General features: G+C 69.9%; 20 protein-coding genes. 17 read left to right on the forward strand and 3 right to left on the reverse strand.

From position 1 onward, the window contains the following. Nucleotides 1–21 precede the first annotated feature (21 nt). Nucleotides 22–1,971 (reverse strand): O-aminophenol oxidase PhsA, encoded by a 1,950-nt coding sequence (phsA, locus tag ACFQ7F_RS24460; RefSeq protein ID WP_383273838.1) that lies wholly within the window; start codon nucleotides 1,969–1,971, stop codon nucleotides 22–24. A gap of 248 nt (nucleotides 1,972–2,219) precedes the next feature. Here phsA and ACFQ7F_RS24465 point away from each other — a divergent pair, with 248 nt between their 5' ends. From ACFQ7F_RS24465 to rbsD, 7 genes are all read left to right on the forward strand, one after another. Then, nucleotides 2,220–3,437 carry a hypothetical protein gene (locus ACFQ7F_RS24465; RefSeq protein ID WP_383273840.1) on the forward strand — a complete coding sequence of 406 codons (1,218 nt, stop codon included), beginning with the start codon at nucleotides 2,220–2,222 and terminating at the stop codon, nucleotides 3,435–3,437. A gap of 122 nt (nucleotides 3,438–3,559) precedes the next feature. Next, the gene (locus ACFQ7F_RS24470; RefSeq protein WP_383273842.1) at nucleotides 3,560–4,825 is read left to right on the forward strand and encodes a DUF1266 domain-containing protein; all 1,266 of its coding nucleotides are present in this window, start codon (nucleotides 3,560–3,562) and stop codon (nucleotides 4,823–4,825) included. Nucleotides 4,826–4,980: 155 nt separating this feature from the next. After that, on the forward strand, nucleotides 4,981–5,997 hold the full coding sequence (locus tag ACFQ7F_RS24475; protein WP_383273844.1) for a LacI family DNA-binding transcriptional regulator: 1,017 nt from the start codon (nucleotides 4,981–4,983) through the stop codon (nucleotides 5,995–5,997). A gap of 47 nt (nucleotides 5,998–6,044) precedes the next feature. Further along, the gene (locus tag ACFQ7F_RS24480; protein WP_383273876.1) at nucleotides 6,045–7,619 is read left to right on the forward strand and encodes a sugar ABC transporter ATP-binding protein; all 1,575 of its coding nucleotides are present in this window, start codon (nucleotides 6,045–6,047) and stop codon (nucleotides 7,617–7,619) included. Next, nucleotides 7,609–9,558 (forward strand): substrate-binding domain-containing protein, encoded by a 1,950-nt coding sequence (locus ACFQ7F_RS24485; RefSeq protein WP_383273846.1) that lies wholly within the window; start codon nucleotides 7,609–7,611, stop codon nucleotides 9,556–9,558. Before ACFQ7F_RS24480 ends, ACFQ7F_RS24485 begins: the two co-directional genes overlap by 11 nt. Before the next feature lie 73 nt (nucleotides 9,559–9,631). Then, entirely contained in the window at nucleotides 9,632–10,591 is a 960-nt protein-coding gene (locus ACFQ7F_RS24490; protein ID WP_383273848.1) for a ribokinase, read from the forward strand. After that, entirely contained in the window at nucleotides 10,588–10,977 is a 390-nt protein-coding gene (gene rbsD / locus ACFQ7F_RS24495; RefSeq protein WP_383273850.1) for a D-ribose pyranase, read from the forward strand. The genes ACFQ7F_RS24490 and rbsD overlap by 4 nt, the downstream gene beginning before the upstream one ends. On the opposite strand, the gene ACFQ7F_RS24500 is transcribed toward rbsD, so the two are convergent. Further along, complete coding sequence (locus ACFQ7F_RS24500; RefSeq protein ID WP_383273878.1) at nucleotides 10,974–11,930, reverse strand: kinase; 957 nt, start codon at nucleotides 11,928–11,930, stop codon at nucleotides 10,974–10,976. The two genes, rbsD and ACFQ7F_RS24500, sit on opposite strands and share 4 nt — an antisense overlap. 238 nt (nucleotides 11,931–12,168) lie before the next feature. On the opposite strand from ACFQ7F_RS24500, the gene ACFQ7F_RS24505 reads away from it, so the two are divergent. The 6 genes from ACFQ7F_RS24505 (at nucleotide 12,169) to ACFQ7F_RS24530 (ending at nucleotide 18,435) form a co-directional block, all read left to right on the forward strand. Next, nucleotides 12,169–13,158, forward strand: coding sequence for a pyridoxal-phosphate dependent enzyme (locus tag ACFQ7F_RS24505; protein ID WP_383273852.1), 990 nt, complete (start codon nucleotides 12,169–12,171; stop codon nucleotides 13,156–13,158). A gap of 64 nt (nucleotides 13,159–13,222) precedes the next feature. Further along, the gene (locus tag ACFQ7F_RS24510) at nucleotides 13,223–14,050 is read left to right on the forward strand and encodes a Rossmann-like domain-containing protein (protein ID WP_383273854.1); all 828 of its coding nucleotides are present in this window, start codon (nucleotides 13,223–13,225) and stop codon (nucleotides 14,048–14,050) included. Continuing rightward, entirely contained in the window at nucleotides 14,047–15,339 is a 1,293-nt protein-coding gene (locus ACFQ7F_RS24515) for an MFS transporter (RefSeq protein WP_383273856.1), read from the forward strand. Before ACFQ7F_RS24510 ends, ACFQ7F_RS24515 begins: the two co-directional genes overlap by 4 nt. Before the next feature lie 154 nt (nucleotides 15,340–15,493). Then, the gene (locus ACFQ7F_RS24520) at nucleotides 15,494–16,630 is read left to right on the forward strand and encodes a FecCD family ABC transporter permease (RefSeq protein WP_383273858.1); all 1,137 of its coding nucleotides are present in this window, start codon (nucleotides 15,494–15,496) and stop codon (nucleotides 16,628–16,630) included. 1 nt (nucleotide 16,631) lies between these two features. After that, entirely contained in the window at nucleotides 16,632–17,411 is a 780-nt protein-coding gene (locus ACFQ7F_RS24525) for an ABC transporter ATP-binding protein (RefSeq protein ID WP_383273860.1), read from the forward strand. Nucleotides 17,412–17,439: 28 nt separating this feature from the next. Next, on the forward strand, nucleotides 17,440–18,435 hold the full coding sequence (locus ACFQ7F_RS24530; protein ID WP_383273862.1) for an ABC transporter substrate-binding protein: 996 nt from the start codon (nucleotides 17,440–17,442) through the stop codon (nucleotides 18,433–18,435). 27 nt (nucleotides 18,436–18,462) lie between these two features. On the opposite strand, the gene ACFQ7F_RS24535 is transcribed toward ACFQ7F_RS24530, so the two are convergent. Continuing rightward, nucleotides 18,463–18,960: a MarR family winged helix-turn-helix transcriptional regulator gene (locus ACFQ7F_RS24535; protein ID WP_383273864.1), complete on the reverse strand. Its 498-nt coding sequence runs from the start codon at nucleotides 18,958–18,960 to the stop codon at nucleotides 18,463–18,465. A 120-nt stretch (nucleotides 18,961–19,080) separates the two neighbouring features. On the opposite strand from ACFQ7F_RS24535, the gene ACFQ7F_RS24540 reads away from it, so the two are divergent. The 4 genes from ACFQ7F_RS24540 to ACFQ7F_RS24555 all read left to right on the forward strand — a co-directional run bounded on the left by ACFQ7F_RS24540 (nucleotide 19,081) and on the right by ACFQ7F_RS24555 (nucleotide 23,278). Continuing rightward, complete coding sequence (locus ACFQ7F_RS24540; protein ID WP_383273866.1) at nucleotides 19,081–19,491, forward strand: organic hydroperoxide resistance protein; 411 nt, start codon at nucleotides 19,081–19,083, stop codon at nucleotides 19,489–19,491. Nucleotides 19,492–19,591: 100 nt separating this feature from the next. Further along, entirely contained in the window at nucleotides 19,592–20,059 is a 468-nt protein-coding gene (locus tag ACFQ7F_RS24545) for a hypothetical protein (RefSeq protein ID WP_383273868.1), read from the forward strand. A 109-nt stretch (nucleotides 20,060–20,168) separates the two neighbouring features. Further along, nucleotides 20,169–21,659, forward strand: coding sequence for a hypothetical protein (locus ACFQ7F_RS24550; protein ID WP_383273870.1), 1,491 nt, complete (start codon nucleotides 20,169–20,171; stop codon nucleotides 21,657–21,659). A gap of 290 nt (nucleotides 21,660–21,949) precedes the next feature. Further along, nucleotides 21,950–23,278 carry a M28 family metallopeptidase gene (locus ACFQ7F_RS24555; RefSeq protein ID WP_383273872.1) on the forward strand — a complete coding sequence of 443 codons (1,329 nt, stop codon included), beginning with the start codon at nucleotides 21,950–21,952 and terminating at the stop codon, nucleotides 23,276–23,278. The last annotated feature ends 15 nt before the right edge of the window (nucleotides 23,279–23,293 follow it).

The raw sequence follows: 23,293 nt of genomic DNA on the forward strand, positions 1-23,293 counted from the left end.
CCAGGCCGGCCGCGGGCCCTGTCAGCCCGTGTGACCTTCCTGGTGCCCGCTCGCGCCATGCCCGTCGTGGCCTCCGTGCCCCGCCCCGTGGTCGAACTTCAGGGCCTCCTTCGGCATGACCACGAAGGGCCGCATCATGCCCATGTCCTCGTGTTCCAGGAGGTGGCAGTGGTACATGAAGCGGCCGTAGGCGCCGTCGAACTTGCCCATCACCCGCAGCAGTTGGCCACCGGGAACCAGGAAGACGTCCTTCCAGCCTCGCTCGTTCGGGGCGAGGGGGATCTCCCGCTTCGGGTCGAAGGCGACCGGCGCCCGGGTGCCGCCCACGGTGACGTCGAAGCCTGACACGTCGTACGCGTCGCGGCCCATGAGCTGGAAGTCGGCCAGGTGGATGTGCATGGGGTGGGTCACCGGCGGGTTCACCGCGAGGTTCAGGAAGCTCCACTGCTCGTGGCTGCCCTCGGCGATGGTGAAGCCCAGGCCGTCGTTGAAGGTGCGGGCGGTCCTGCGGTAGGTCTTCGCCTTCCCGTTGGCGCCCGTGACCTGGATGACTCCCTCGGTCGGGAGCTGGATGCCGCCCGCGTCCTTGACCTCGGTCATCTCCCAGATCTCCGGGTGGCCCCCGCCGCCCTTCGTGGCGGGCGGCGTCAGGACGATCAGGCGGTGGCCGTGCTCGATGTCATGGCTGATCCGGCGGAACGAGCCCGAGAGGATCTCCGGGAGCGAGAAGGGGTCCTCGCACTCGGCGTCCCGCACACGGAACTCCATGACCTGCGGATAGCGCACGTCGTTCGCCGGGTCCGGCACCCCGGGGGCCTGATCCCTGCCCTTGTTCACCAGGCGTACCCGGGTGCCCGCGAGCGCGCGGAAATCGATCAGCAGGTCCATCCGCTCGGCCGGGGCGACGGTGAGCGTGGGCAGCGCCTCGTCGAAGTCGACCGGCACGGGACGCGGCAGCAGGCCGCCGTCGCTGCCGATCTGGTGCAGGACGCCGGGCACGGGATTGTTGTCCTCGTCGACGAGGACGAGGTCGTAGACACGGGCGTTCGACGCGTTCACCAGACGGAAGCGGTGCCAGGCCGCGTCGACGTCCGCGTACGGCCAGATGCGGCCGTTGACCGTGCTGTACGGGCCCGTGAAGGGCACCGAGACCGGCTTGCCCGTCTCCGGGTTCTCGGCCTGGACGATCACGGTCTTGTGCAGCAGGCGGCCGTTCAGACGTCCGTCCTCGTCCGTGTCCAGGTTCCGGTCGGCGAGCAGCAGCGGGATCTCACGCTCCCCGGAGGGGAGGTGGAGTGCGTCCTCTTCGTCGTCCCGCACCAGATACGTGCCGTACAGACCCGCCTGGACGTTCCAGCGGGTGATGTTCATGGCGTGGTCGTGATACCACCACTGCACCGCCTGGTGGTCGTTCGGATACTCGGAGAGCTGGGCGTCGCCGAATCCCACGGCGTTGTCCGCCCATCCGTCGTTGCCCCCGCCGGTCTGCGCGCCGTGCAGATGTGTCACGGACCAGGCAGGCAGCGCGGCCACGTCCTTGTTCGGCTCGACGCCCGCGCGGCCCGGCAGGGTGCTGGGTCGCGGATCGGCCTGCGGCACCTCCACGGAGGTGACGGGATACTCGCTGCCCTTCGGGATGCGGTTGGTCCAGGCGATCCGGATGCGCCGCCCGCGCCGCACTTCGATGGTCGGGCCCGGTACAGAGCCGTCATACCCCCACATCTGGGTCGGCGGCAGCTGCGGGTGCAGCCGGATCCAGGCCGGGCGCAGCGCGATCTCGGTCTCCGCGGGCACATCGGTCTCGTCCCGCACGTCCACGGAGTCCGGCCGCAGGACCGGCGGCACCGGAAGCGGCGTGACGTACGGCGTCAGCTCCCGCGACGCCGGTGCCGATGTCGCGCCCGTGTCCGCGTCCGTGTCGGCCCGCGTACCCGGCGGACGGTCCGTGATGTGCTCAATGATGTCGGTCAAGATGAACACCCCCGTGTTGCTCCACGCAGTTGATCAATTCGGTTGATCAATGCAAATGCGATGGCCCCTGCCGTGCGGCCGGTTGAGCGACCTGGTCAATGGCCGCCCCTCACACCAGAGAAGACTCGCGGCACCTCACTCAAGTTCCACGAATCCCCCATTCCGCTAGAAAAGGATCGGAAACCGCATAGGGAATCAGGTAGTCCTGTTGTGGGTCTGTCGTCAGTGACCGCTGTTACTTTCGAAGCATGACCGAACGTGCACTCCGTCTGCTGCGACAGGACCCGCGTCTGGCCGAGCTGGCCGCGTTCCCTTTCGCATTCGATCTGTCCCGCGCGGACCACGTCGAAGAGGTCCGCCTCGCGTCGGGCGGCCCGCTGGAACCGATCGCGGGGGACGATTCCGGGGGCACGTATTTCGTGTGCGGGGACGGGTCCGTTCTGTACGCCGATTCCGAGGGGTCCGCCGGGGTCATCGGGGACAGCGTGGACGAGACTCTGGAGATCCTCGTCGGCCTGCCCGGCTGGCAGGACTACGTACGCCTGTCGCCGACCGACGGCGAGGCACGGATACTCGCCGAGATCGCCGACACGGAGGGCGACTTCCGCGAGGACTGCGTGCCCGACCTCGACGCGCACCGCGCCGAGCTTCGAGCAGCGCTCGGGCTCCCGGAGCGCTCCCCCGTACAGCTCGTCGCGCGCCTGCACGCCGCGCTCCTGCGCACCGAGCCGGACCACCTTCTCCTCAACGCCGTCGAGCACCTGGCGTACAAGCGCCTCGATCCGCATCCCCGCCCGCCCCTGTGGGAACAGGTGCTCGCCAAGGGTCGCACCGATCTGACCCTGCTGCGGACGGGCGACCGCACGGCCTGGGACGGCGTGGCCGTGGACCGGGCGCGCAGAGTGGCGGTGCTGCGTGCCGCGCAGTACGACCGGCGGAACACGGACCGCGCCCTCCTGCGCCATCTCCTCAAGCACGAGGCCGACGCCTCCATGTCCGACGAACTGCGGCTCGCCGTCGTCCTGGTGGGGCTCCACGGCCTGGCCGAGGACCTGCCCCTGCTGCGCGAGGTGCACGAGACGACGTACGACACCTGGTGCGGCCTCGCCGGGCTTCCGCGGGAGGCCGGTCAGGTCCAGGAGTGGGCGCGCTCGTTCGACGACTCCAACTACGGCGTCGACCCCGACGACGAACCCGAATCCACCTGGCTCGAACTCGCACGGGAGCAGGGGATGGTGGAGGCGGCGCGCGCCTATCTGATCCGCGAGCTGGACGACACGGGCCCCGACCCGGCACAACTGGCCGTACTGCGCGATGAGTTGGCACTGATCGGCGACTACACCCAGGCGATACGGGCCCAGCGTCTGCACCTGTCGCTGCAGGACACCGACCACGGCCGCGCGGCGGCCGACGCGCGCCTTGCCGAGCTGGAGCGCAGGGCCGTGGACGCGGCGGCGGAGTCGTAACTCGCCTCGTCCCCCTGGCGCGTCATCGGATACCGTTCAAGATCCACCCGGACGTGCCCCCGAAAACCATGTCGAGCAGCACCCCGACACCGCGCGCGCACCACCCGAAACGGAGCCTTCCCATGCACGCCCCGGCAGCCGAGGACGAGTACCACGACGACGTCTTCCCCTACGTCGACGCCCCCGACGACGGCACCCCCTGGCAGGCCCCCGCCGACCTCGAAGAGCACCTGTACGAACTGAGCGAGGCCGACGACGGGTACACCTACCTGCGGGCGATAGCCCTCACCGGCCTGTACCGCCCCGTGAGGGTCGACGACGTCGAGCCGGGCTCGGCCGCGCGCCCCGTCCTCACCTTCGACCTCCCCGACGGCCGCCGGATCGCCCAGATGTACACCGCCGGAGTGCTCCCGCGGCCACACCCCGAGGTGGTGTACGAGTTCGTCACGCTCGGCACGCTCGCCGCCGAACTGCCCGACGACATCGACCTCCTGGTGGTCAACGCGGCCACACCCTGCCAGCAGTTCTTCATGACGACCGACGAGGAACGTGCCGTCTGGGCGGACCTGCACGAGGACCATTTCGCCGGTGACGGCCTGCACGACCGCATCGACACCCGCCGCACCGGCGCCCCTCGATCCCCCACGCTGCTGCACGGCCTGGCCTGCGGCGCCCACCTCTGCTTCGCCAACGGCGACGCATGGAACACCCTCGACTGGCACGGCGCGGGGTACAACTCCGAGGTCGAGCGTCTGGAGGAGTGGTGGGGCGTGCATAGCCGCGAGGAGTGGCTCACCACGCAGGAGCGGCTCCTGAGCCGTGAAGTCAGCCCGTGGTACTGGGACTTCGTCCTCGGCGCCCGTACGTCGCTGATCGAGCAGTTCGGCCCGCGCGTCGACCCCGAGCTGTGGCGCCAGTGCGTGGAGGTGACGCTCCGCAACCGCGTGTTCGAGAGCGAGGGACCCGATGCCCCGCACAAGCCGGGCGACGACCCCGATCTGGACGACTTCGTAGCCACGCTGCGCGGCCTCGTCGGCAAGATCATCCGTTACGAGTCCCGCTTCCGCGCCGACGGCCTCCTGCCGCCCGACGGCCATGTCCGCACGGTCGCGGCCTGGGACATCGGCCGCGCCTCGAAAATGGCCCGGTGGGGCCGGGGCGCGCGGTACGCGAGCCACGCCGAGCTCGAAACGGCCATCGAGCGCGCGAGCGGCGCGGCCCGGGCGACATACGCCTCCTGGGAGGAGTTCTCCGCGGGCTACGTCCTCGGCCGCTGCCTCCACTTCGACGAGGAGCAGTTCGGCGACTGGTACACGTCGGTACTCCGGGCCCACCGTGAGCTGGTCTCGGATCCGGACAGCCCGTGGCTGACGGTGCCGTTCAAGTGATCCGGTAGCGGTCCGGAAGAAGCTTCACTCCCTCCGCTCACCTGAGCACCTCGCATCACAATCTGGTCTCGCTGCCCCCTCAGGGTCTTGCCACCCACCCGTGTAATCGATTCCAATCCTCCGTGTAATCGATTCCACAAGGAGGTGGACCGGCGATGGCGAGCATCAAGGACGTCGCGGCCGAGGCAGGCGTATCCGTCGCCACGGTCTCGCGCGTCCTGAACAGTCACCCCTCGGTCAGCCCGGCCGCACGGGCCCGCGTCATCGCCGCGACGGAGAAACTCGGCTACCGCCCGAACGCCGTCGCCCGCTCACTGCGCACCGCCCAGACCCGCACCCTCGGCCTGGTCATCAGCGACGTACTGAACCCGTACTTCACGGCCCTGGCCCGCTCCGTCGAGGAGGCGGCCCGCGAACTCGGCTACAGCGTGATCATCGGCAACGCCGACGAGCGGCCCGAGCTGCAGGACCACCATGTGCGTACGCTCCTGGACCGCAGGATCGACGGACTCCTTGTCTCCCCCACCGACGGCGGCTCCCCGCTGATGCTCGACACCGCGCGCTCCAGCACGCCGATGGTGTTCGTGGACCGCTGGATCCCCGGCGTGGACGTCCCCGTCGTCCGCGCCGACGGCCGCGAAGCCGTCCGTGACCTGGTCGCCCACCTCCACGCCATCGGCCACCGCAGGCTCGCGATCATCGCGGGGCCCGCGGCCACCACGACCGGCAGCGAGCGCGTCGACGCCTTCCGCGAGGCGCTCGGCGCGTACGGGCTCCCGCTGCCCGACGAGTACATCGGGCAGGGCGACTTCCAGGCGGACAGTGGGCGCCGCGCCACCGAGCGGTTCCTCGCGCTGCCCGAGCGGCCCCACGCCGTCTTCGCCGCCGACAACCTCATGGCACTCGGCGCGCTCGACGCGATCCGGGCGCACGGCCTGCGCGTCCCGCACGACATCGCGCTCGCCGCCTTCGACGACATCCCGTGGTTCGTGCACACCGATCCGCCGATCACCGCCATCGCCCAGCCGACCGGCGATCTGGGGCGAGCCGCCGTGCAGGCCCTGGTCGACCGGATCGAGGGCAGAAGCCCCCGGTCCGTCACCCTGCCCGCACGTCTCGTCGTACGCCGCTCCTGCGGCGAGTCCCCCAACGACCAGAGGAGCACCACGTGAGCAACCCGGACGAGTTGCCGCGCGCCACAGAGCACGACGCGGCCGAACTGCTGCAGGGAGCCGAACTGCCGCAGGCGGCCGAACTGCTGCGGATCGAAGGCATACGCAAGACCTTCCCCGGCGTCGTCGCCCTCGACTCAGTCGACTTCGACCTGCGCCGCGGCGAGGTGCACGTCCTGCTCGGCGAGAACGGCGCGGGCAAGAGCACGCTCATCAAAATGCTCTCCGGCGCCTACCGCCCCGACAGCGGCCGCATCCTCGTGGACGGGAAAGAGACCCGCATCCACGGCGCGCAGGACGCCGAACGGCTCGGCATCGCCACGATCTACCAGGAGTTCAACCTCGTACCCGACCTCACCGTCGCCGAGAACATCTTCCTGGGCCGCCAGCCGCGCCGCTTCGGGATGATCGACCGGAAGGCGATGGAGGAGGCCGCCGAGAAGCTCCTGAAGCGGGTCGGCGTCCAGGTGTCGCCGCGCGCCAAGGTGCGCGAACTGGGCATCGCACGGCTCCAGATGGTGGAGATCGCCAAGGCGCTCAGCCTGGAGGCCCGCGTCCTGATCATGGACGAGCCGACGGCCGTCCTGACGAGCGAAGAGGTCGACAAACTCTTCGCGATCGTGCGGCAGTTGCGCGCGGACGGCGTCGGCGTCGTCTTCATCACCCACCACTTGGAAGAGATCGCCGCACTCGGCGACCGCGTCACCGTCCTGCGCGACGGACGCAGCGTCGACCAGGTGCCCGCGTCGACCGCCGAGGACGAGCTCGTACGGCTGATGGTGGGCCGGAGCATCGAGCAGCAGTACCCGCGCGAACGCCCGGATACCGGGGGCGCGTTGCTCACCGTCGACGGCCTCACCCGTGACGGCGTCTTCCACGACGTCAGCTTCGAGGTGCGGGCCGGTGAGGTCGTCGGCCTCGCGGGACTCGTCGGTGCGGGCAGGACCGAGGTGGCGCGTGCCGTCTTCGGCGCCGATCCGTACGACGCGGGTTCCGTGGACGTACGCGGTGAACGGCTGCCCCGGCATGACGTCATCGCCGCGATGGGCGCCGGCATCGGCCTCGTACCGGAGGACCGCAAGGGCCAGGGGCTCCTGCTCGACGCCTCCGTGCAGGAGAACCTCGGTCTGGTGACGCTGCGTTCGGCGACGCGCTCCGGGCTCGTGGACCTCAAGGGGCAGCGTGTCGCGGCGGCCCGGATCGCCGAGCAGCTCGGCGTGCGGATGGCCGGGCTCGGCCAGCACGTGCGCACGCTATCCGGCGGCAACCAGCAGAAGGTCGTCATCGGCAAGTGGCTGCTCGCCGACACCAAGGTGCTGATCCTCGACGAGCCGACGCGCGGCATCGACGTGGGCGCGAAGGTCGAGATCTACCAGCTCATCAACGAGCTGACGGCTTCAGGGCACGCGGTCCTGATGATCTCGAGCGATCTGCCCGAGGTCCTCGGCATGAGCGACCGCGTGCTCGTCATGGCGCAGGGCCGCATCGCGGGCGAACTCGCGGCGGGCGAAGCCACGCAGGACGCGGTGATGGCACTCGCCGTCAGCACGGCGACGGCAGAAACATCATCAGCAGCAGGTCAGAACGGAACAACCGAAGGGGAGGCCTCCCGTGGCCACTGAAACGCTGAAGAGCAACGCGGGTGGCGCCACCGGTCTCCGCCGCGTGCTGCTCGACAACGGCGCGCTGAGCGCCCTGGTCGTCCTGCTCGTGGCGATGTCGCTGCTTTCCGGCGACTTCCTCACCACCCAGAACCTGCTCAACGTGGGCGTGCAGGCCGCCGTCACGGCGATCCTCGCGTTCGGCGTCACCTTCGTCATCGTCTCGGCGGGCATCGACCTGTCGGTCGGCTCGGTGGCCGCGCTCTCGGCCACCGTCCTTGCCTGGAGCGCGACTTCACAGGGCCTTCCGGTCTGGCTCTCAGTCGTCTTCGCCGTCGGGACGGGCATAGCGTGCGGTTTCGTCAACGGACTGCTCGTCTCGTACGGCAAACTCCCGCCGTTCATCGCGACGTTGGCCATGCTGTCGGTGGCCCGCGGCCTCTCCCTGGTCATCTCGCAGGGCAGCCCGATCCCGTTCCCCGACTCGGTCTCCAACCTCGGTGACACGATCGGCGGCTGGCTGCCGGTCCCGGTCATCGTGATGATCGCGATGGGTCTGATCACGGCCCTCATCCTGGCCCGTACGTACATCGGCCGTTCCATGTACGCGATCGGCGGCAACGAAGAAGCCGCCCGCCTCTCCGGCCTGCGGGTCAAGCGGCAGAAGCTCGTCATCTACGGCCTCGCGGGCCTCTTCGCCGCTGTCGCGGGCATCGTCCTCGCCTCCCGTCTTGTCTCCGCGCAGCCGCAGGCCGCGCAGGGTTACGAGCTGGACGCGATCGCCGCGGTCGTCATCGGCGGCGCGAGCCTGGCGGGCGGTGTCGGCAAGGCGTCGGGCACCCTGATCGGCGCGCTGATCCTGGCGGTCCTGCGCAACGGCCTCAACCTCCTCTCCGTGTCGGCCTTCTGGCAGCAGGTCGTGATCGGTGTCGTCATCGCGCTCGCGGTGCTGCTCGACACGTTGCGCCGTAAGGCCGGGGCGACTCCCGGAGCCTCGACGGGCGCGGCGGCGGGTGGCGGGAAGAAGGGACCGCAGGTCCTGAAGCTCGGTATCGCGGCCGTGCTGGTGGCCGCCGTCATCGGCGGCATCTCCTTCTTCAACAAGGACTCGTCCTCCGGCACGACGACGAAGGTCGGCATGTCGCTCTCCACCCTCAACAACCCCTTCTTCGTCCAGATGAAGGAGGGTGCGCAGGCGGAGGCCAAGAAGGCCGGCATCGACCTCACGGTCACGGACGCGCAGAACGACGCGTCACAGCAGACCAACCAGTTGCAGAACTTCACCGGCGAAGGCATGAAGTCGATCATCGTCAACCCGGTCGACTCGGACGCGGTGGGCCCGGCGGTGCGCGGAGCCAACAAGTCGGACATCCCGGTGATCGCCGCCGACCGCGGCGTGAACAAGGCGAAGGCGGCGGCGCTCGTCGCCTCCGACAACGTCGCGGGCGGCAAGCTCGCCGCGAAGACCCTCGCGGAGAAGCTGGGCGGCAAGGGCAAGATCGTCACCCTGCAAGGCGTCGCGGGCACGTCGGCGAGCCGCGAGCGCGGCAAGGGCTTCGCCGATGGCATCAAGGAGTACCCCGGCATCAAGGTCGTCGCCTCCCAGCCCGCGGACTTCGACCGCACCAAGGGCCTGGACGTCATGACGAACCTCATGCAGTCCAACCCCGGCATCGACGGCGTCTTCGCCGAGAACGACGAGATGGCCCTCGGCGCCGCCAAGGCGCTCGGCGGCAAGGCCGGCAAGTCGGTCTCGGTGGTGGGCTTCGACGGAACTCCCGACGGACTCAAGGCGGTCGAGGCGGGCACGCTGTACTCGTCCGTGGCGCAGCAGCCGAAGGAGCTCGGCCGGATCGCCGTGCGGAACGCGGTGAACGCGGCGCGGGGCAAGGACGTCGAGACGATGGTGAAGGTCCCGGTGAAGGTGGTCACGAAGAAGAACGTGGCCGACTTCTCCTGACGGCGGCCTCGTCGCCGTAGCCCCGACCCCGTCCATAGCCCCGACCCCGTACGAGCAGGAGCTGGATTCACAGATGCACGACCACGACCACGACGACGCCACGTACGACCTCCTGGTCGTCGGTTCGGCCAACGCCGACCTGGTGATCGGAGTCGAGCGCCGCCCCGCCCCCGGCGAGACGGTCCTCGGTTCCGACCTCGCCACGCATCCCGGTGGCAAGGGCGCCAACCAGTCGGTCGCGGCGGCCCGCCTCGGCGCCCGTACCGCCCTGCTCGCGCGGGTCGGCGACGACGCCCACGGGCGGCTCCTGCTCGACTCGCAGCGCGCGGCGGGCGCGGACACGGTCGGCGTCCTGGTCGGCGGGGCGCCCACGGGCGTCGCGCTGATCACCGTTGACCCCTCGGGCGACAACAGCATCGTGGTCTCGCCGGGCGCCAATGCCCGGCTGACCCCGGAGGACATCCGCGCGGCGGGCAGCCTGCTCGCCGCGTCCCGGGTGATCTCGACCCAGCTGGAGATCCCCATCGAGACGGTCACGGAGGTCGTACGCACGCTGCCGGCGGCCACCCGCTTCGTACTGAACCCGTCGCCTCCGGCTCCCCTGCCGCCCGAAGTCCTCTCCGCCTGCGACCCGTTGGTCGTGAACGAGCACGAGGCGCGCTACATCCTGGGCGATGACGCGGGCACCTCCGATTCCCCCGCGGACTGGGCGCGGGCATTGCTCGCCCTCGGTCCCCGCTCCGTGGTGATCACCCTGGGCGCGGACGGAGCGCTGACGGCGGACGGCAGCGGCTCCCCCGTCGCCGTGCCGAGCCCGAAGGTCGACGCGGTGGACACGACCGGCGCCGGCGACGCTTTCACGGCAGCCCTGGCCTGGCGCCTGGGCCTGGGCGACGACCTCCCGACGGCGGCGGCGTACGCGGCGCGCGTCGGGGCCGCTTCGGTCACCCGGCAGGGCGCGCAGGAGTCGTACCCGACGGCCGACCAGGTCCCGGCACCGGCACCGGCGCAGGAAGAGGCGGCCTCCGCGTGAAGAAGACCGGCATCCTCAACCGCCATCTCTCCGGCGCTCTGGCCGAGTTGGGCCACGGAGACACAGTCCTGATCTGCGACGCCGGTATGCCCATCCCGCCGGGCCCGCGGGTCGTCGACCTGGCCTTCCGGGCCGGGGTCCCGTCCTTCGCGGAGGTACTTGACGGGCTGCTCGCCGAGCTGGTGACGGAGGGCGGCACAGCGGCGACGGAGGTCCAGGATGCGAACCCGGCGACGGCCCGACTCCTGGCCGCCCGCGTCACGCCCCTCGCCCTGATCCCGCACGAGGAACTCAAGCGCCGCACGACGACGGCCCGCCTGGTGGTACGCACGGGCGAGGCCACGCCGTACGCGAACGTGCTGCTGCGGTGCGGGGTGTTCTTCTAAACCGGACGGTTCGCGGCTCCGGATCCTCCGGCGCCCCCGGCTCCCCCGGGAAAACTCAGCGTCCGGTACACGGTCACCCCACCCGCCAGCTCCCCGCACGCCTGCGCCGCCGCACTGACGCGCTGCGTGTACGAGGGGTCGCCGGTGTCGAGCAGGATGCCCAGCGTCGTGCCGCTGTGCGCGACGGCGACGCCCAGGCCTCCCACCTCCCGACAGATCTCCCGCATCGGCTCCAACGACCACTTGTGGCGCAGGAGTTGATTCATCTGCGCGCTGCGGGTCGCGACCCTGCCGACCTCCGCAAGGTCGCGGTGGCGGACGGCGCGGCTGAGGCGGTCGAGCAGGCGCGCGTACTCGTGGCGGTCGGCCAGGGTGAACGGCTTGGGGATGCGGTTGAAGTCGACGGTGTCGACCGAACCACCCTCGTCGATCCCCACCACTGCCATCACCGGGAGTGAGCCGAGGACGCCGCGCAGGCGCACGGTGCGGTGGTGGAAGGCGACGATCGCCGGATAGAGCACCCCGTCCGTGGGCTCGATGTCCGCGAGCAGCCGCTCGATCCGGGACGGCGGCATCTCGACCCGCAGCGCCTGCCCGACCGCACGCGCGGTCGCGACGAGGTCGGCGGATGAGCTCGCAAGACCCTTGCCCTCGGGGATGACGCTGTTGACGCGGAGGGTTCCCCCGGTCGGCACGCCGGTCCGCCGCTCAGCCAACTCGCTGATCGTACGCGCCAGTTGGAGCGCCTTGGTCTTCCCTGCGGGACGGACCACCACATCCCCTGAGCCGGAGCCGAGCTCCTGCCGGAACGTGGCCATCGTCCACCGCGCCACGGGCAGCGTCACCAGGAAGTCCCCGTCCTCCTCCGGCAGCACGCCCTGCAGCAGCTCACCGAAGGTCCCGAAGGCGGTGCCCACTCCGGTTCCGACTCCGGCGCCCACTCCGGTGCGCATTCCGGCTCCGGTTCCGGTACGCACTCCGCCTCCGGTTCCGGCCGGTCCCGCACCCGCGGGACGGTGCCGCGGCCCGACCTCCTGGGACAGCTTCACAGATCTCCTCTCAACGTTCCGACGCCTCCGGATCCACAGGCTGCCACAGCCCTAACCGTCTTGACAATCATTTTCATCTAGTGTGATGCTCTCGGCTCGGCGACCGACGCACGGGCAATGGACACAGGGGGCAGAGGCAGACATGCACGACCACATAGCCGAAGCGGTGAAGAAACCCGATCTCATCGCCCTGGAGCCGGACTTGGTCTGTCTCCGGTTCGAGACGATGAAGATCTATTCGGCTCTGGGAGCGGTCCGTCACCTTCTTGATTCGGGTGCCGTGAAACCCGGCGACACCCTCATCGACAGCTCAAGCGGCATTTACGCACAGGCCCTCGCACTCGCCTGTCACCGCTACGGGATGAAGTGCCACATCGTGGGTTCCACGACCGTGGACCGCACCCTGCGCATCCAGCTGGACATACTCGGCGCCACGCTGGAACAGGTGCAGCCGTCCAAGAATCTCCGGCTCGACCAGGAGCTGAGGGTGCGGCGCATCGCCGAGATACTCGAGGCGAATCCTTCGTACCACTGGATGCGTCAGTACCACGACAGCATTCATTACTACGGCTATCGCGACGTGGCCGAGACGATCGACGCCGAAATTCCCGAGGGGGCGCTAGCCCTGGTGGGCGGGGTCGGATCGGGGGCATCGACCGGCGCCATCGCCCGCTATCTGCGCGACGCGGGCCGGGATGTGTCACTCGTCGGCGTACAGCCTTTCGGCAGCGTCACCTTCGGCTCGGAGCACGTGGCCGACCCGGACATGATCATCGCCGGGATCGGCAGCGCCATCGAATTCAAGAATGTCCGGCACGAGGCGTACGACCGCGTGCACTGGGTGAATTTCGACTGCGCGGTGTCCGGCGCGGTCTCGCTCCTCAGAACCAGCGGCATCTTCGCCGGTCTCTCCACCGGCGCCGCCTATCTGACCACTCTCTGGGAACAGCGCCGCGACGATTCCCGTACGTACGTCTTCATCGCGGCGGACACCGGTCACCGCTATGTCGAGAGCGCCTATACGAAACACGCGGACGCGCCGGACATCGACACCTTGAAGCCGCATGAAATCACCTCGCTCGACGAGCTGAGGCACCCCTGGTCGACCACTTCCTGGCCCGACCTTCCTTAGTGTCGGCCACTTCCTGGCCCGACCTTCCCTAGTCACGTCAACCATCGCACCGAGAGAACTCCACATGTCACACCCCGAGCCGCGCACACCCCACAGTGTCGCGGAGCTCATCGACGCCGTCCTGGCGGGCGACCACGGCCCCGACCCCAAGGACCTCTCCGTCACCAGCGCGTTCTGGCTGTACAACACCACCCGCCTCGCAGGCAGCCAAGTCACCTACCACAACCATTACTTGCTGCTCCGGGTCGGCACGGCCTTCGGCGCCTGCTCCTTCGAGGCAGGTGAACTCGCCCCGGAATTCTGCGAGAACGCATCGGGCCACACCCTCGACAAGCTGCTGCGCGCCGAGTCCACACCCGTCCGCATCGCCGCACTCGACGCCTACCTCGCGCAGGTGAGCCCGCACCGGGATTCCGCCGATGCCGAACGCGTCACGCTGCCCACCGGCACCCCGGAGGTCCGGGCGAAGGCCCGCGACGCCGCCATCGCCGGGCTGCTCGACATCGAGCCGGGCGCGAAGGTGGCGCTGATCGGCGTGGTCAACCCCCTCGTCGCGGCGATACGTGAGCGGGGCGGCGTCTGTCTGCCCTGCGATCTCAATCTCCGTACGACCCAGTGGGGCGACCAGATCACCGACGACATGACCGAGGTCCTGAAGGAAGCCGACGCCGTGGTCGCCACCGGCATGACGCTGAGCAACGGCACCTTCGACCTGATCCTCGCGCACTGCCGCGAGCACGAGGTGCCGCTGGTCGTGTACGCGCAGAGCGGCAGCGCCGTGGCCCGCGCGTTCCTGCCCGCAGGGGTCACCGGACTCTCCGCAGAGCCCTTCGCGTTCTCGCAGTTCAGCGCCGACGAGACGCCCCTCTACCGCTACCGGGAGGCGGCGTGAGCGTCGACTCCAAGGGCCCCGCGGTGGATCCCGCGCCCTCCCGGCCCTCCGCCGTTGACGAGGAGTTGCCCGGCGACCTGCGGATGGCCCGCACCCTGTGGCCCGTCCTGGTCGCGTCAGCGGTGGGCCTGCTGCCGTTCACCATCTTCAGCACGTACCTGGTGCCCATGGCCGAGGACGCCGAGAGCAGCGTCGCCACGCTTGGTGGTCTGCGCGGACTCGGCGGTCTCGCCGCCCTGCTGGTGGGCACCGCGCTCGCCCCGCTGATCGACCGGGTGCGCAAGGAGTGGGCGGCAGCGGGCGGCCTCGCGGCGCTCGGCGCGTCCGCCGCACTCGGCGCGAGCGGGGACTTCATCCTGCTCGCCGTGTTCTGCCTGCTCGTCGGCGCCAGTACGTCGGTCCTCAATCCGGCGCTGACCGCGGCGGCCGCCGACCGCTTCGGCTCCGGGAAGGCCGCCGGGCGCGCGGCCACGCTCGTCACGGCGACCCAGTCGATGACGGCGATGCTGGCGGCGCCGGTCATCGCGCTGCCCGCGCTGTTCTGGGGCTGGCAGGGCGACCTGTTCGCCGTGACCGGGGTGTCGCTGCTCCTGGCCGCCGTCTTCTTCGTACGCGGCAAGGACAAGCCGGTCGAGAAGGCACCGGACACCGAACGCCTGGGCTACGTCGCCTCGTTCAAGGCGCTCGGGGCCATCCCCGGTGTCGTTCCGCTGCTGCTCATCGCCCTGCTGCGCACCGCCGTGTTCATGGGCTACCTCTCCTATCTGGCGGCCTACTACGACGACCGGTTCGAGCTCGACCCCGGGCTCTTCGCGTTCGTGTGGACGCTCAGCGGCGCGTCGTTCTTCGTGAGCAACCTCCTCACGGGACGGATCACGAACTCCGCCGAGCCGCGGATCGGCACCGAGCGGTTGCTGGCCGTCGGCCTGGTCGCCGCGCTCGTCTCGGTCGTGGGCTTCTACTTCACGCACTGGCTGCCGCTCGCGCTCGCGATGACGTCCCTGCACGCGGCGAGCCACGCCGTCGTGGCCGCGTGCGTGATCAGCCTGCTCGTCCGGCGCTGCGGGACCCGGCGCGGCGCGGCCCTGAGCGTGAACGCCGCGGGGATGAGCCTCGGGGTCTTCGTGGGCGCGGGTCTCGGCGGGCTCGGGCTCGGGCTCGCCGGATATCCGGGGATCGCCGTGACCTTCGGCGCGTTGGTGGCGGCGGCGCTGGTGGCTGCGGTGCTGGTCCTTCGTGCGGGGCCGGTGGAGGAGCCGGTGGAGGAGGAGGCGGCGGAGCCTGCCTGAGCGCTCCGTGGAGGTGCGGTGCACAGACCCCCGGGCCCGGTGGGGGCAGATCGCGCAGTTCCCCGCGCTCCCTACGGGGCGCCGTCAAGTCCGCCCAGCGCCTAGCTGACTCCAACACGCCTTGCCCCGCACCCACTTGAAAGGATCGCCTGCCATGCCACCGCCCGCACTCTCCCCCACGGCAACCATCGCCATGGCGTCCGACGCGCCCCCACCAGATCCACCGGCCAACGGCGTACGGAGCCGGCTCGCCTCCCGCGCGGGCCTGGCGGCGATCTGTGCCGCGCTCTTCATCGCGCTCCTCGCCTCCGTCGTCGTGGCCATCGGCCTGGGCTCCGCGGTCGTCTCGCCGGGTGACACGGCCCGGCTGCTTTGGGCGGCGCTGAGCGGCGGGAGCATCGACGCCGACGAGGTGACGACGTATCAGATCATCTGGCAGATCCGCACACCGCGCGTGCTCCTTGCGGCACTTGTGGGGGCGGGTCTCAGCGCGGTCGGCGTCGCCATCCAGGCGCTTGTGCGCAACGCGCTCGCCGACCCCTTCGTCCTGGGCGTCTCGTCCGGGGCATCGGTCGGCGCGGTCGGCGTCACGGTCACGGGCGGGCTCGCGGCGCTCGGCATCTACGCGGTGTCGGCGGGGGCGTTCATCGGCGCGCTCGTCGCATCGCTTCTCGTGTACGTCGCATCGGCGAGCCGTGGTGGCGGGCTCTCGCCGCTGCGGCTCGTCCTGACGGGCGTGGCCATGGCGCTCGGCTTCCAGGCCGTGATGAGCGTGATCATCTACTTCGCGCCGGACAGCGAGGCGACCAGCATGATCCTTTACTGGACGATGGGCAGCTTCGGCGCCGCGAGCTGGGGTGCCCTGCCCGTCGTGGCCGCCTGTGTACTGCTCGGCCTCGCCGTGCTCTACCGCTACAGCAGGGCGCTCGACGTCCTGGCGCTCGGCGACGAGACAGCGACGAGCCTGGGCATCAGCCCCGACCGGCACCGCAAGGGTCTTCTTCTGCTCGCCTCGCTGATCACCGGGGTGATGGTCGCCGTGAGCGGCGCGATCAGCTTCGTCGGCCTGGTCATGCCCCATCTCGTACGCATGGTGGTCGGCGCCACGCATGCGCGGGTGCTCGCCGTCGCGCCGCTGGTCGGGGCGGTGTTCATGGTCTGGGTCGATCTCTTGTCGCGGACCCTTGTGGCACCGCGCGAGCTGCCGCTCGGAGTCATCACGGCGCTGGTCGGGGTGCCGGTGTTCATCGCGCTGATGCGGCGCAAGGGCTATATGTTCGGGGGCCGTTGAGATGGACCTCGCACTCGACGGCCTGTCCGTGACGATCGACGGCAAGCTGCTCGTCCGGGACCTGTCCCTCGAAGTGGGCAGCGGTCAGATCGTCGGCCTGGTCGGCCCGAACGGCAGCGGCAAGTCCACCGCCCTCAAGTGCGTCTACCGCGCGCTGCGTCCGAGCTCCGGCGTGGTCAGGGTGGGCGACGACGACCTCTCGCGCCTGACGCCGCGCCGCAGCGCGCAGGTCGTCGCCGCGATGGCCCAGGACGGCGCGGTGGACCTCGACTTCACCGTGGCGGAGGTCATCGCCCTGGGCCGCGCACCCCATCTGCGCGGGAACCAGGCGCTCAGCGCACGCGAACAGAGCCTGTGCGCACGGACAATGGCCCGCCTCGACCTCACCCGCCTCGCCGACCGCGGCGTACTCACCCTGTCCGGCGGAGAACGTCAACGCGTCCTCCTTGCCCGGGCGTTGGTCCAGGAGCCCCGGATCCTGGTCCTCGACGAGCCGACCAACCACCTCGACGTACGCCACCAGATCGAGCTCCTCTCACTCCTGAAGGGCTCGGGCCTCACCGTCCTCGTCGTCCTGCACGACCTCAACCTCGCGGCGGCCGCGTGCGACCGCGTCGGGGTCCTTTCCCAGGGCGCGCTGGTGGCCGCGGGGACGCCGGAAGAGGTGCTCACCACGGGTCTTGTCGACGAGGTGTTCGGCGTCAAGGCCAGCGTGATCAGCCACCCCCTGACCGGCGACCCCCAACTTCTCTACGCACTGAGCCCCTCGGCTCCCCTGTGAAGCCCCCTCTGAAAGGCACCACCAGGCCATGCCCAGAACACGTACCACCATCGGATCGGCGCTCGCGGCGGCTTTGCTGCTCAGCGGCTGCGGCGCGGAGGTCGACTCCGACTCGAAGGCCTCGGGCGCACCCGAGAAGGTCACCGTGAAGCGCTGCGGTGAGCCGGTCACGTACAGAACCCCGCAGCGCGCGGTGGTCTACGAGGGCGGCAGCGCGGACAAGATGTTCAGCCTGGGCCTGACCGAGCACGTCCACGGCTATGTCATGCCCCCGGCCAACCCGCCGGTCAGCGAGTCCCCTTGGGCATCGGAGTACGCCAAGGTGAAGATGCTCAGCGACGACCTCCTCAACAAGGAGCTCGTCGTGGAGGCCAAGTCCGACTTCGTCGTCGCGGGCTGGAACTCGGGCTTCAGCGACCAGCGTGGCATCACCCCGAAGATCCTGGACAAGCTCGGCATCCAGAGCTTCATGCACACGGAGAGCTGCTTCAACTACCCCGGACACCCGCAGAAGGTCACCCCCTTCAAGGCCCTGTACTCGGACCTCGACCGCCTCGGCGAGATCTTCAAGGTCGAGAAGAAGGCGGACGAGGTCGTGGGCGGCCTCAAGAAGCGGGTGGCCGCCGTCGAGTCCAAGGCTCCCAAGGGCGACCCGGTCCCCGTCTTCCTCTACGACTCCGGCACGGACCAGCCCTTCACGGCGGGCAGCCAGGTCCCGCCCAACGACATCATCAAGGCCGCCGGCGGCAAGAACATCTTCGACGGCCTCGACGAGCGGTGGACCCAGGTGAACTGGGAGGCCGTCGCCAAAGCCGAGCCCGAAGTCATCATCATCTTCGACTACGGCGACATGCCCGCCAAGAAGAAGATCGACTTCCTGAAGAAGTCCCCGCACACCAAGGAACTGCCCGCCGTGAAGAAGAACAACTTCTTCGTCCTCGACTACAACGAGGGCATCAGCGGGCCGCGCAACGTCGACGGCCTGGAGAAGTTCGGGAAGTACGTGCGGGAACTGAAGCGCTGAGGCGCTGAAGCGCTGAAGCGAGTCCGCTCAGTGAGCCCCGTCGAGAGCGCCCGTCAGGCGGCCGAGGAGTCCTTGCAGGGCAAGGACCTCCTCGACCGTCATACCGGTCGCGGCGAGGATCCGGCGCGGCACGGGCAGTGCCCGCTCACGCAGCTCGGATCCGGCCTCCGTCAGCTGCACGGTGACGGAGCGCTCATCGGCGGCGCTGCGCTCGCGCCGCACGAGCCCTGCGGTCTCAAGGCGCTTGAGGAGCGGCGAGAGCGTGCCGGAGTCGAGGCGCAGCCGCTCGCCTATCGCCTTGACGGGCTGCGGGCCGTCTTCCCAGAGCACCAGCATGACCAGGTACTGGGGATAGGTGAGCCCCAGGTCCTTGAGGGCATCGCGGTAGACGCCGCCGAAGGCGCGCGAGGCGGCGTGCAGCGAGAAGCAGACCTGATGGTCGAGGCGCAGGAGCTCGGCGTCGGGCAGGTCCGTCTTGTCGGGCTTCTCGGGTCCGGGGGGTACGGCGGTCGGCGATGACGTCATGGGTCCAGAGTACTCGGCATGCGTCATTAAGTTGTGCACAACTAAGTCGTGTGCAACCATTGCTGTCGAGCGAACGAAACCCGTTCCTCACGTTCTTCGACCGAGGGAAGAGGACACCCCATGAACGCGCTGTACACCGCCGTCGCCACCGCCAACGGCCGTGAGGGCCGCGCCGTCAGCTCCGACGGCCAGATCGACCTCACGCTCGCCATGCCCCCGGCCCTCGGCGGCGACGGCCAGGGCACCAACCCCGAGCAGCTCTTCGCCGCCGGGTACGCGGCCTGCTTCGCCAGTGCGATGGGGGCGGTCTCCCGTGAGATGAAGGTCGACGCCAAGGACGTCTCCGTGACCGCCGAGGTCTCCATCGGCAAGGACGACACGGGCTTCGGGCTCGCCGTCGTGATGCGCGTGGAGCTGCCGGACTCCCTGGCGGGCGAGACCGGACAGAAGCTTGTCGAGGCGACGCACGCGTACTGCCCGTACTCCAAGGCCACGCGCGGCAACATCGATGTCGAGCTCGTCATCGAGTAGCAGCGGATCGGGATTCGGGACAGGGCCGGACGGCGGGTACCGTAGAGGTACCGATCTCATGGGCCTCCTGGTGGGCTGCGTGAACCCCAGGAGGCCCAGCATGACGACGAACCGCGGACGCAAGGACGTGATCCGGAACCGGATGACGTCGACCGGCGAGTCGTACAACGTCGCCGCCCGCAATCTGAAGGCCATGAAGGACATGGGCGCCACCCGCGAGGCCGTCGTCACGCAGCGCTGGCAGCCCGCGGAGACTTTGGACGTGCCGTGCCCCTGTGGCGGCACCTGCGAGCCCGGCGAGAAGTGCGACCGCTGCCACGCCCGCCACCGCCACGTGGCCCGCTACCCCGGCAGCCGCACCGAGGTCGAGACCTGGGTGGACTGCTACGAGTGCATGGGCTGCTCGAACTCGTACACGATCCTCGTCGACCTGCCGGGCCGCCCGTGGGGCATCGCAGAATCAGTGATCCAGGGCGCGTCCACCGAGCCGGTCATCAAGGCCCGGGTGTTCCCGGGTGTGAAGCACCCGTTGCTGCGCCCCGAGACGTCGGACGAGGAGCAGGAGTAGCAGTAGCAGTAGCCCCTCTTCTGCCCCCGCTCCCCCATATATCGCGCGCCCCGCACCGCGTCCCCGCCCTACGATCACCTCCCTACAGCCGGAGGAATCGGGGGCGGTCATGCGTGAGGGCATCACAGCAGACGCAGAAGGCACAGCAGGCCTAGCAAGCACAGCAGGCGCAGAAGGCGACGCCGGTGCCGCGGCGGCGCTGCGGCTCGCGGAGGGGGCTTCGCTGGGGAGCGTTCTGGCCTTCGCCGATACTGATGGCTGGCTCGCGCTGGACGCGGGGGTACGTGAGGTGCCTTGGTGCCGGGGGGTGCCCCAGCGGCCGGGCTGGGAGCACTCGGCCCCGCTGCCCGCCGACCTGACGCGGCTCGGCGAGTCCGGGCTCGCGCTCGCCCTTTGCCATCGCGACGGCAGGATCCGCGAGGCGGCGGTACGCCGGGCGGGGCGGCATCCCGGCCGTCCCGGCTTGCTGCCGCTGATCGCGATCCGCTGCACCGACTGGGCCGCCCCCGTGCGCGAACGTGCCCGAAAGCTCCTGCGCGAAGTCCTCGACCCGCAGACCGCCGTCGAGCTCGCTCCGCTGATCCTGCGGATCGGCCGCCGAGACCGGGGCGCCTTCGGTGTCGAGCTGCTCGGGGACGCGCTGCGGCAGACGACTCCCGGGCAACTGGCCACCCTCTTCCTGCTCCGCGACGACGCCGTACGGCGGTTCGCCTACCGCCTCGCCATCGAAGAGCGCCGCCTGAGCCCCGCCGAACTGGCCCGCGCCGCCGCGCGTGACTTTGACGCCGTGGTCCAGGACCTGTGCGCGACGGCGGCGCTCGCGGCCGTGCGGGAAGCGGATGTCGACTCCGCCGACGTGCTCGAACCGCTGCTGACCGCACAGGCACCCCGTGTCCGGTCCGCCGGTGTCACCGGCCTGCGACGGGCGGGGCAGCCGGAGCGGGCCGAGTCGTTCCTCTGCGACCGGTCCGCGCGGGTGCGTGCCTGCGCCCGGTATGTCGTACGACAGCATGGAGGCGACCCGACGGCCTGGTACCGGGCGCGGTGCGCGACGCCGGACGGCCCCGCCCTCTCGCCCGGCGCGGTCATCGGCCTCGCCGAGTGCGGAGACCGCGCGGACGGCGCGCTGCTTCGGCAGCTGCTCGGCCACCCGGCGGACGGGGTGCGGGCGCAGGCCGTGGCCGGACTCCGGGCACTGGACCTCGCGGACACGCATCAGCTGCGACCGCTGCTCGACGATCCGGCCCCCGGTGTCGTACGCGAGACGACCGTCGCTCTTCTGCCGTCGGCCGAACAGCTGCCTGCCGACTGGCTCTTGGAACGGACCAGGTCCGAGCGGCCCCGGCACATCCGCGTCGCCGCGTTCCGGCTGCTCCAGGCGTACGGCGGGGTCGTGGAGCTGCGGGCGGCGGCCGGGCTCGTGAACGACCCGGACGTGAAGCTGCGTACGTGGGCCGGAATGTCCGTGCAGCGCTGGCATCTGCCGGCGGGCGCACGGCCCGGGGACCCGGAGGTGGGCGTGCTGCTCGACCGGTGCCGGCATCTCTTCAGCGACCACGTCCTGCAGAGGCGCAAGCGGGAGGCTGGGCTGCACGGCTGAGTTTCCCGCCGAGCCGTGCCGCTCGGCCGGATCTCGCACACGGAACCCAGCACGATGTCTGACATAAGTCCGGCACACGCCCAACATTCGTCCGATATACGAACCCTCATGCCCGGTTTCTGACCGGATTCCTCTCTTGACGGCGAGTCGACGCACCCCCAATATCAGGCAACGCACTTTGCGCCACCCACCTGACTCAAGCTCAGCGCAGCTCCAGCGCCCTGCGGCATCCGCGTCGCAGGGCGTCAGTACGTTCCGTCCCCCTCGCTGTTCGGAATACGGAGCCCCACATGCGAATCTCCAGACCTGCCCTGCCCCGCACCCTGAGACGGGCCACCGCGGGCGTCGCCGCACTCGCCGCCGCCGGGCTGATCGCAGCCACCGCGCCGACGGCCCTGGCAGCCCCGTCGCCGACGCTCGCGGCCCCCGACATCCCGCTCGCCAACGTCAAGGCGCACCTCTCCCAACTCCAGTCCATCGCCACGGCCAACGGCGGCAACCGCGCCCACGGGCGGGCCGGCTACAAGGCGTCGATCGACTACGCGAAGGCCAAGCTGGACGCGGCCGGTTTCACCACCACCGTGCAGCAGTTCACCTCCAGCGGCGCCACCGGCTACAACCTCATCGCGGACTGGCCGGGCGGCGACCCGAACAAGGTCCTGATGACGGGCGCCCACCTCGACAGCGTCACCGCAGGACCGGGTATCAACGACAACGGCTCGGGATCGGCCGCCATCCTGGAGACCGCGCTCGCCGTCTCACGCGCACAGCTGCAGCCGACGAAGCATCTGCGGTTCGCCTGGTGGGGCGCCGAGGAGCTGGGCATGGTCGGCTCGAAGTACTACGTCAACAACCTCCCCTCCACCGAGCGTTCGAAGGTCTCGGGCTACCTCAACTTCGACATGATCGCCTCCCCGAACCCGGGATATTTCGTCTACGACGACGACCCCACGATCGAGAAGACCTTCAAGGACTACTACGCGGGCCTGAACATCCCCACGGAGATAGAGACGGAGGGCGACGGCCGCTCCGACCACGCCAGCTTCAAGAACGTGGGCATCCCGGTCGGCGGCCTCTTCACCGGCGCGGAGACCAGGAAGTCCGCCGCCCAGGCCCAGAAGTGGGGCGGCACGTCGGGCACGGCCTTCGACCGCTGCTACCACTCGTCGTGCGACACCACGACGAACATCAACGACACCGCGCTCGACCGCAACAGCGACGCCATCGCCCACGCGATCTGGACCCTCGGCACGGAGACCCCGGTCCCGCCCGGTGACTCGTACGAGAACACCGCGGACGTCACCATCCCGGACAACGGCGCGGCCGTGACCTCGACGGTGAACGTGACCGGCCGCACGGGCAACGCCCCGGCCACGCTCAAGGCGGACGTCGACATCCGTCACACCTGGCGCGGTGACGTGGTCATCGACCTGCTCGCCCCCGACGGCACGGCGTACCGCCTGAAGAACTCGAGCAGCAACGACTCGGCGGACAACGTCATCGCGACCTACACGGTCAACGCGTCGAGCGAACCGGCGAACGGAGCCTGGAAGCTCCGCGTACAGGATGTGGCGGCGCAGGACACCGGCTACATCAACAGCTGGAAGCTGACGTTCTGACACCAGGTCCGGAGC

It is taken from the genome of Streptomyces sp. NPDC056486, assembly GCF_042795295.1.
Classification (GTDB): Bacteria; Actinomycetota; Actinomycetes; order Streptomycetales; family Streptomycetaceae; genus Streptomyces.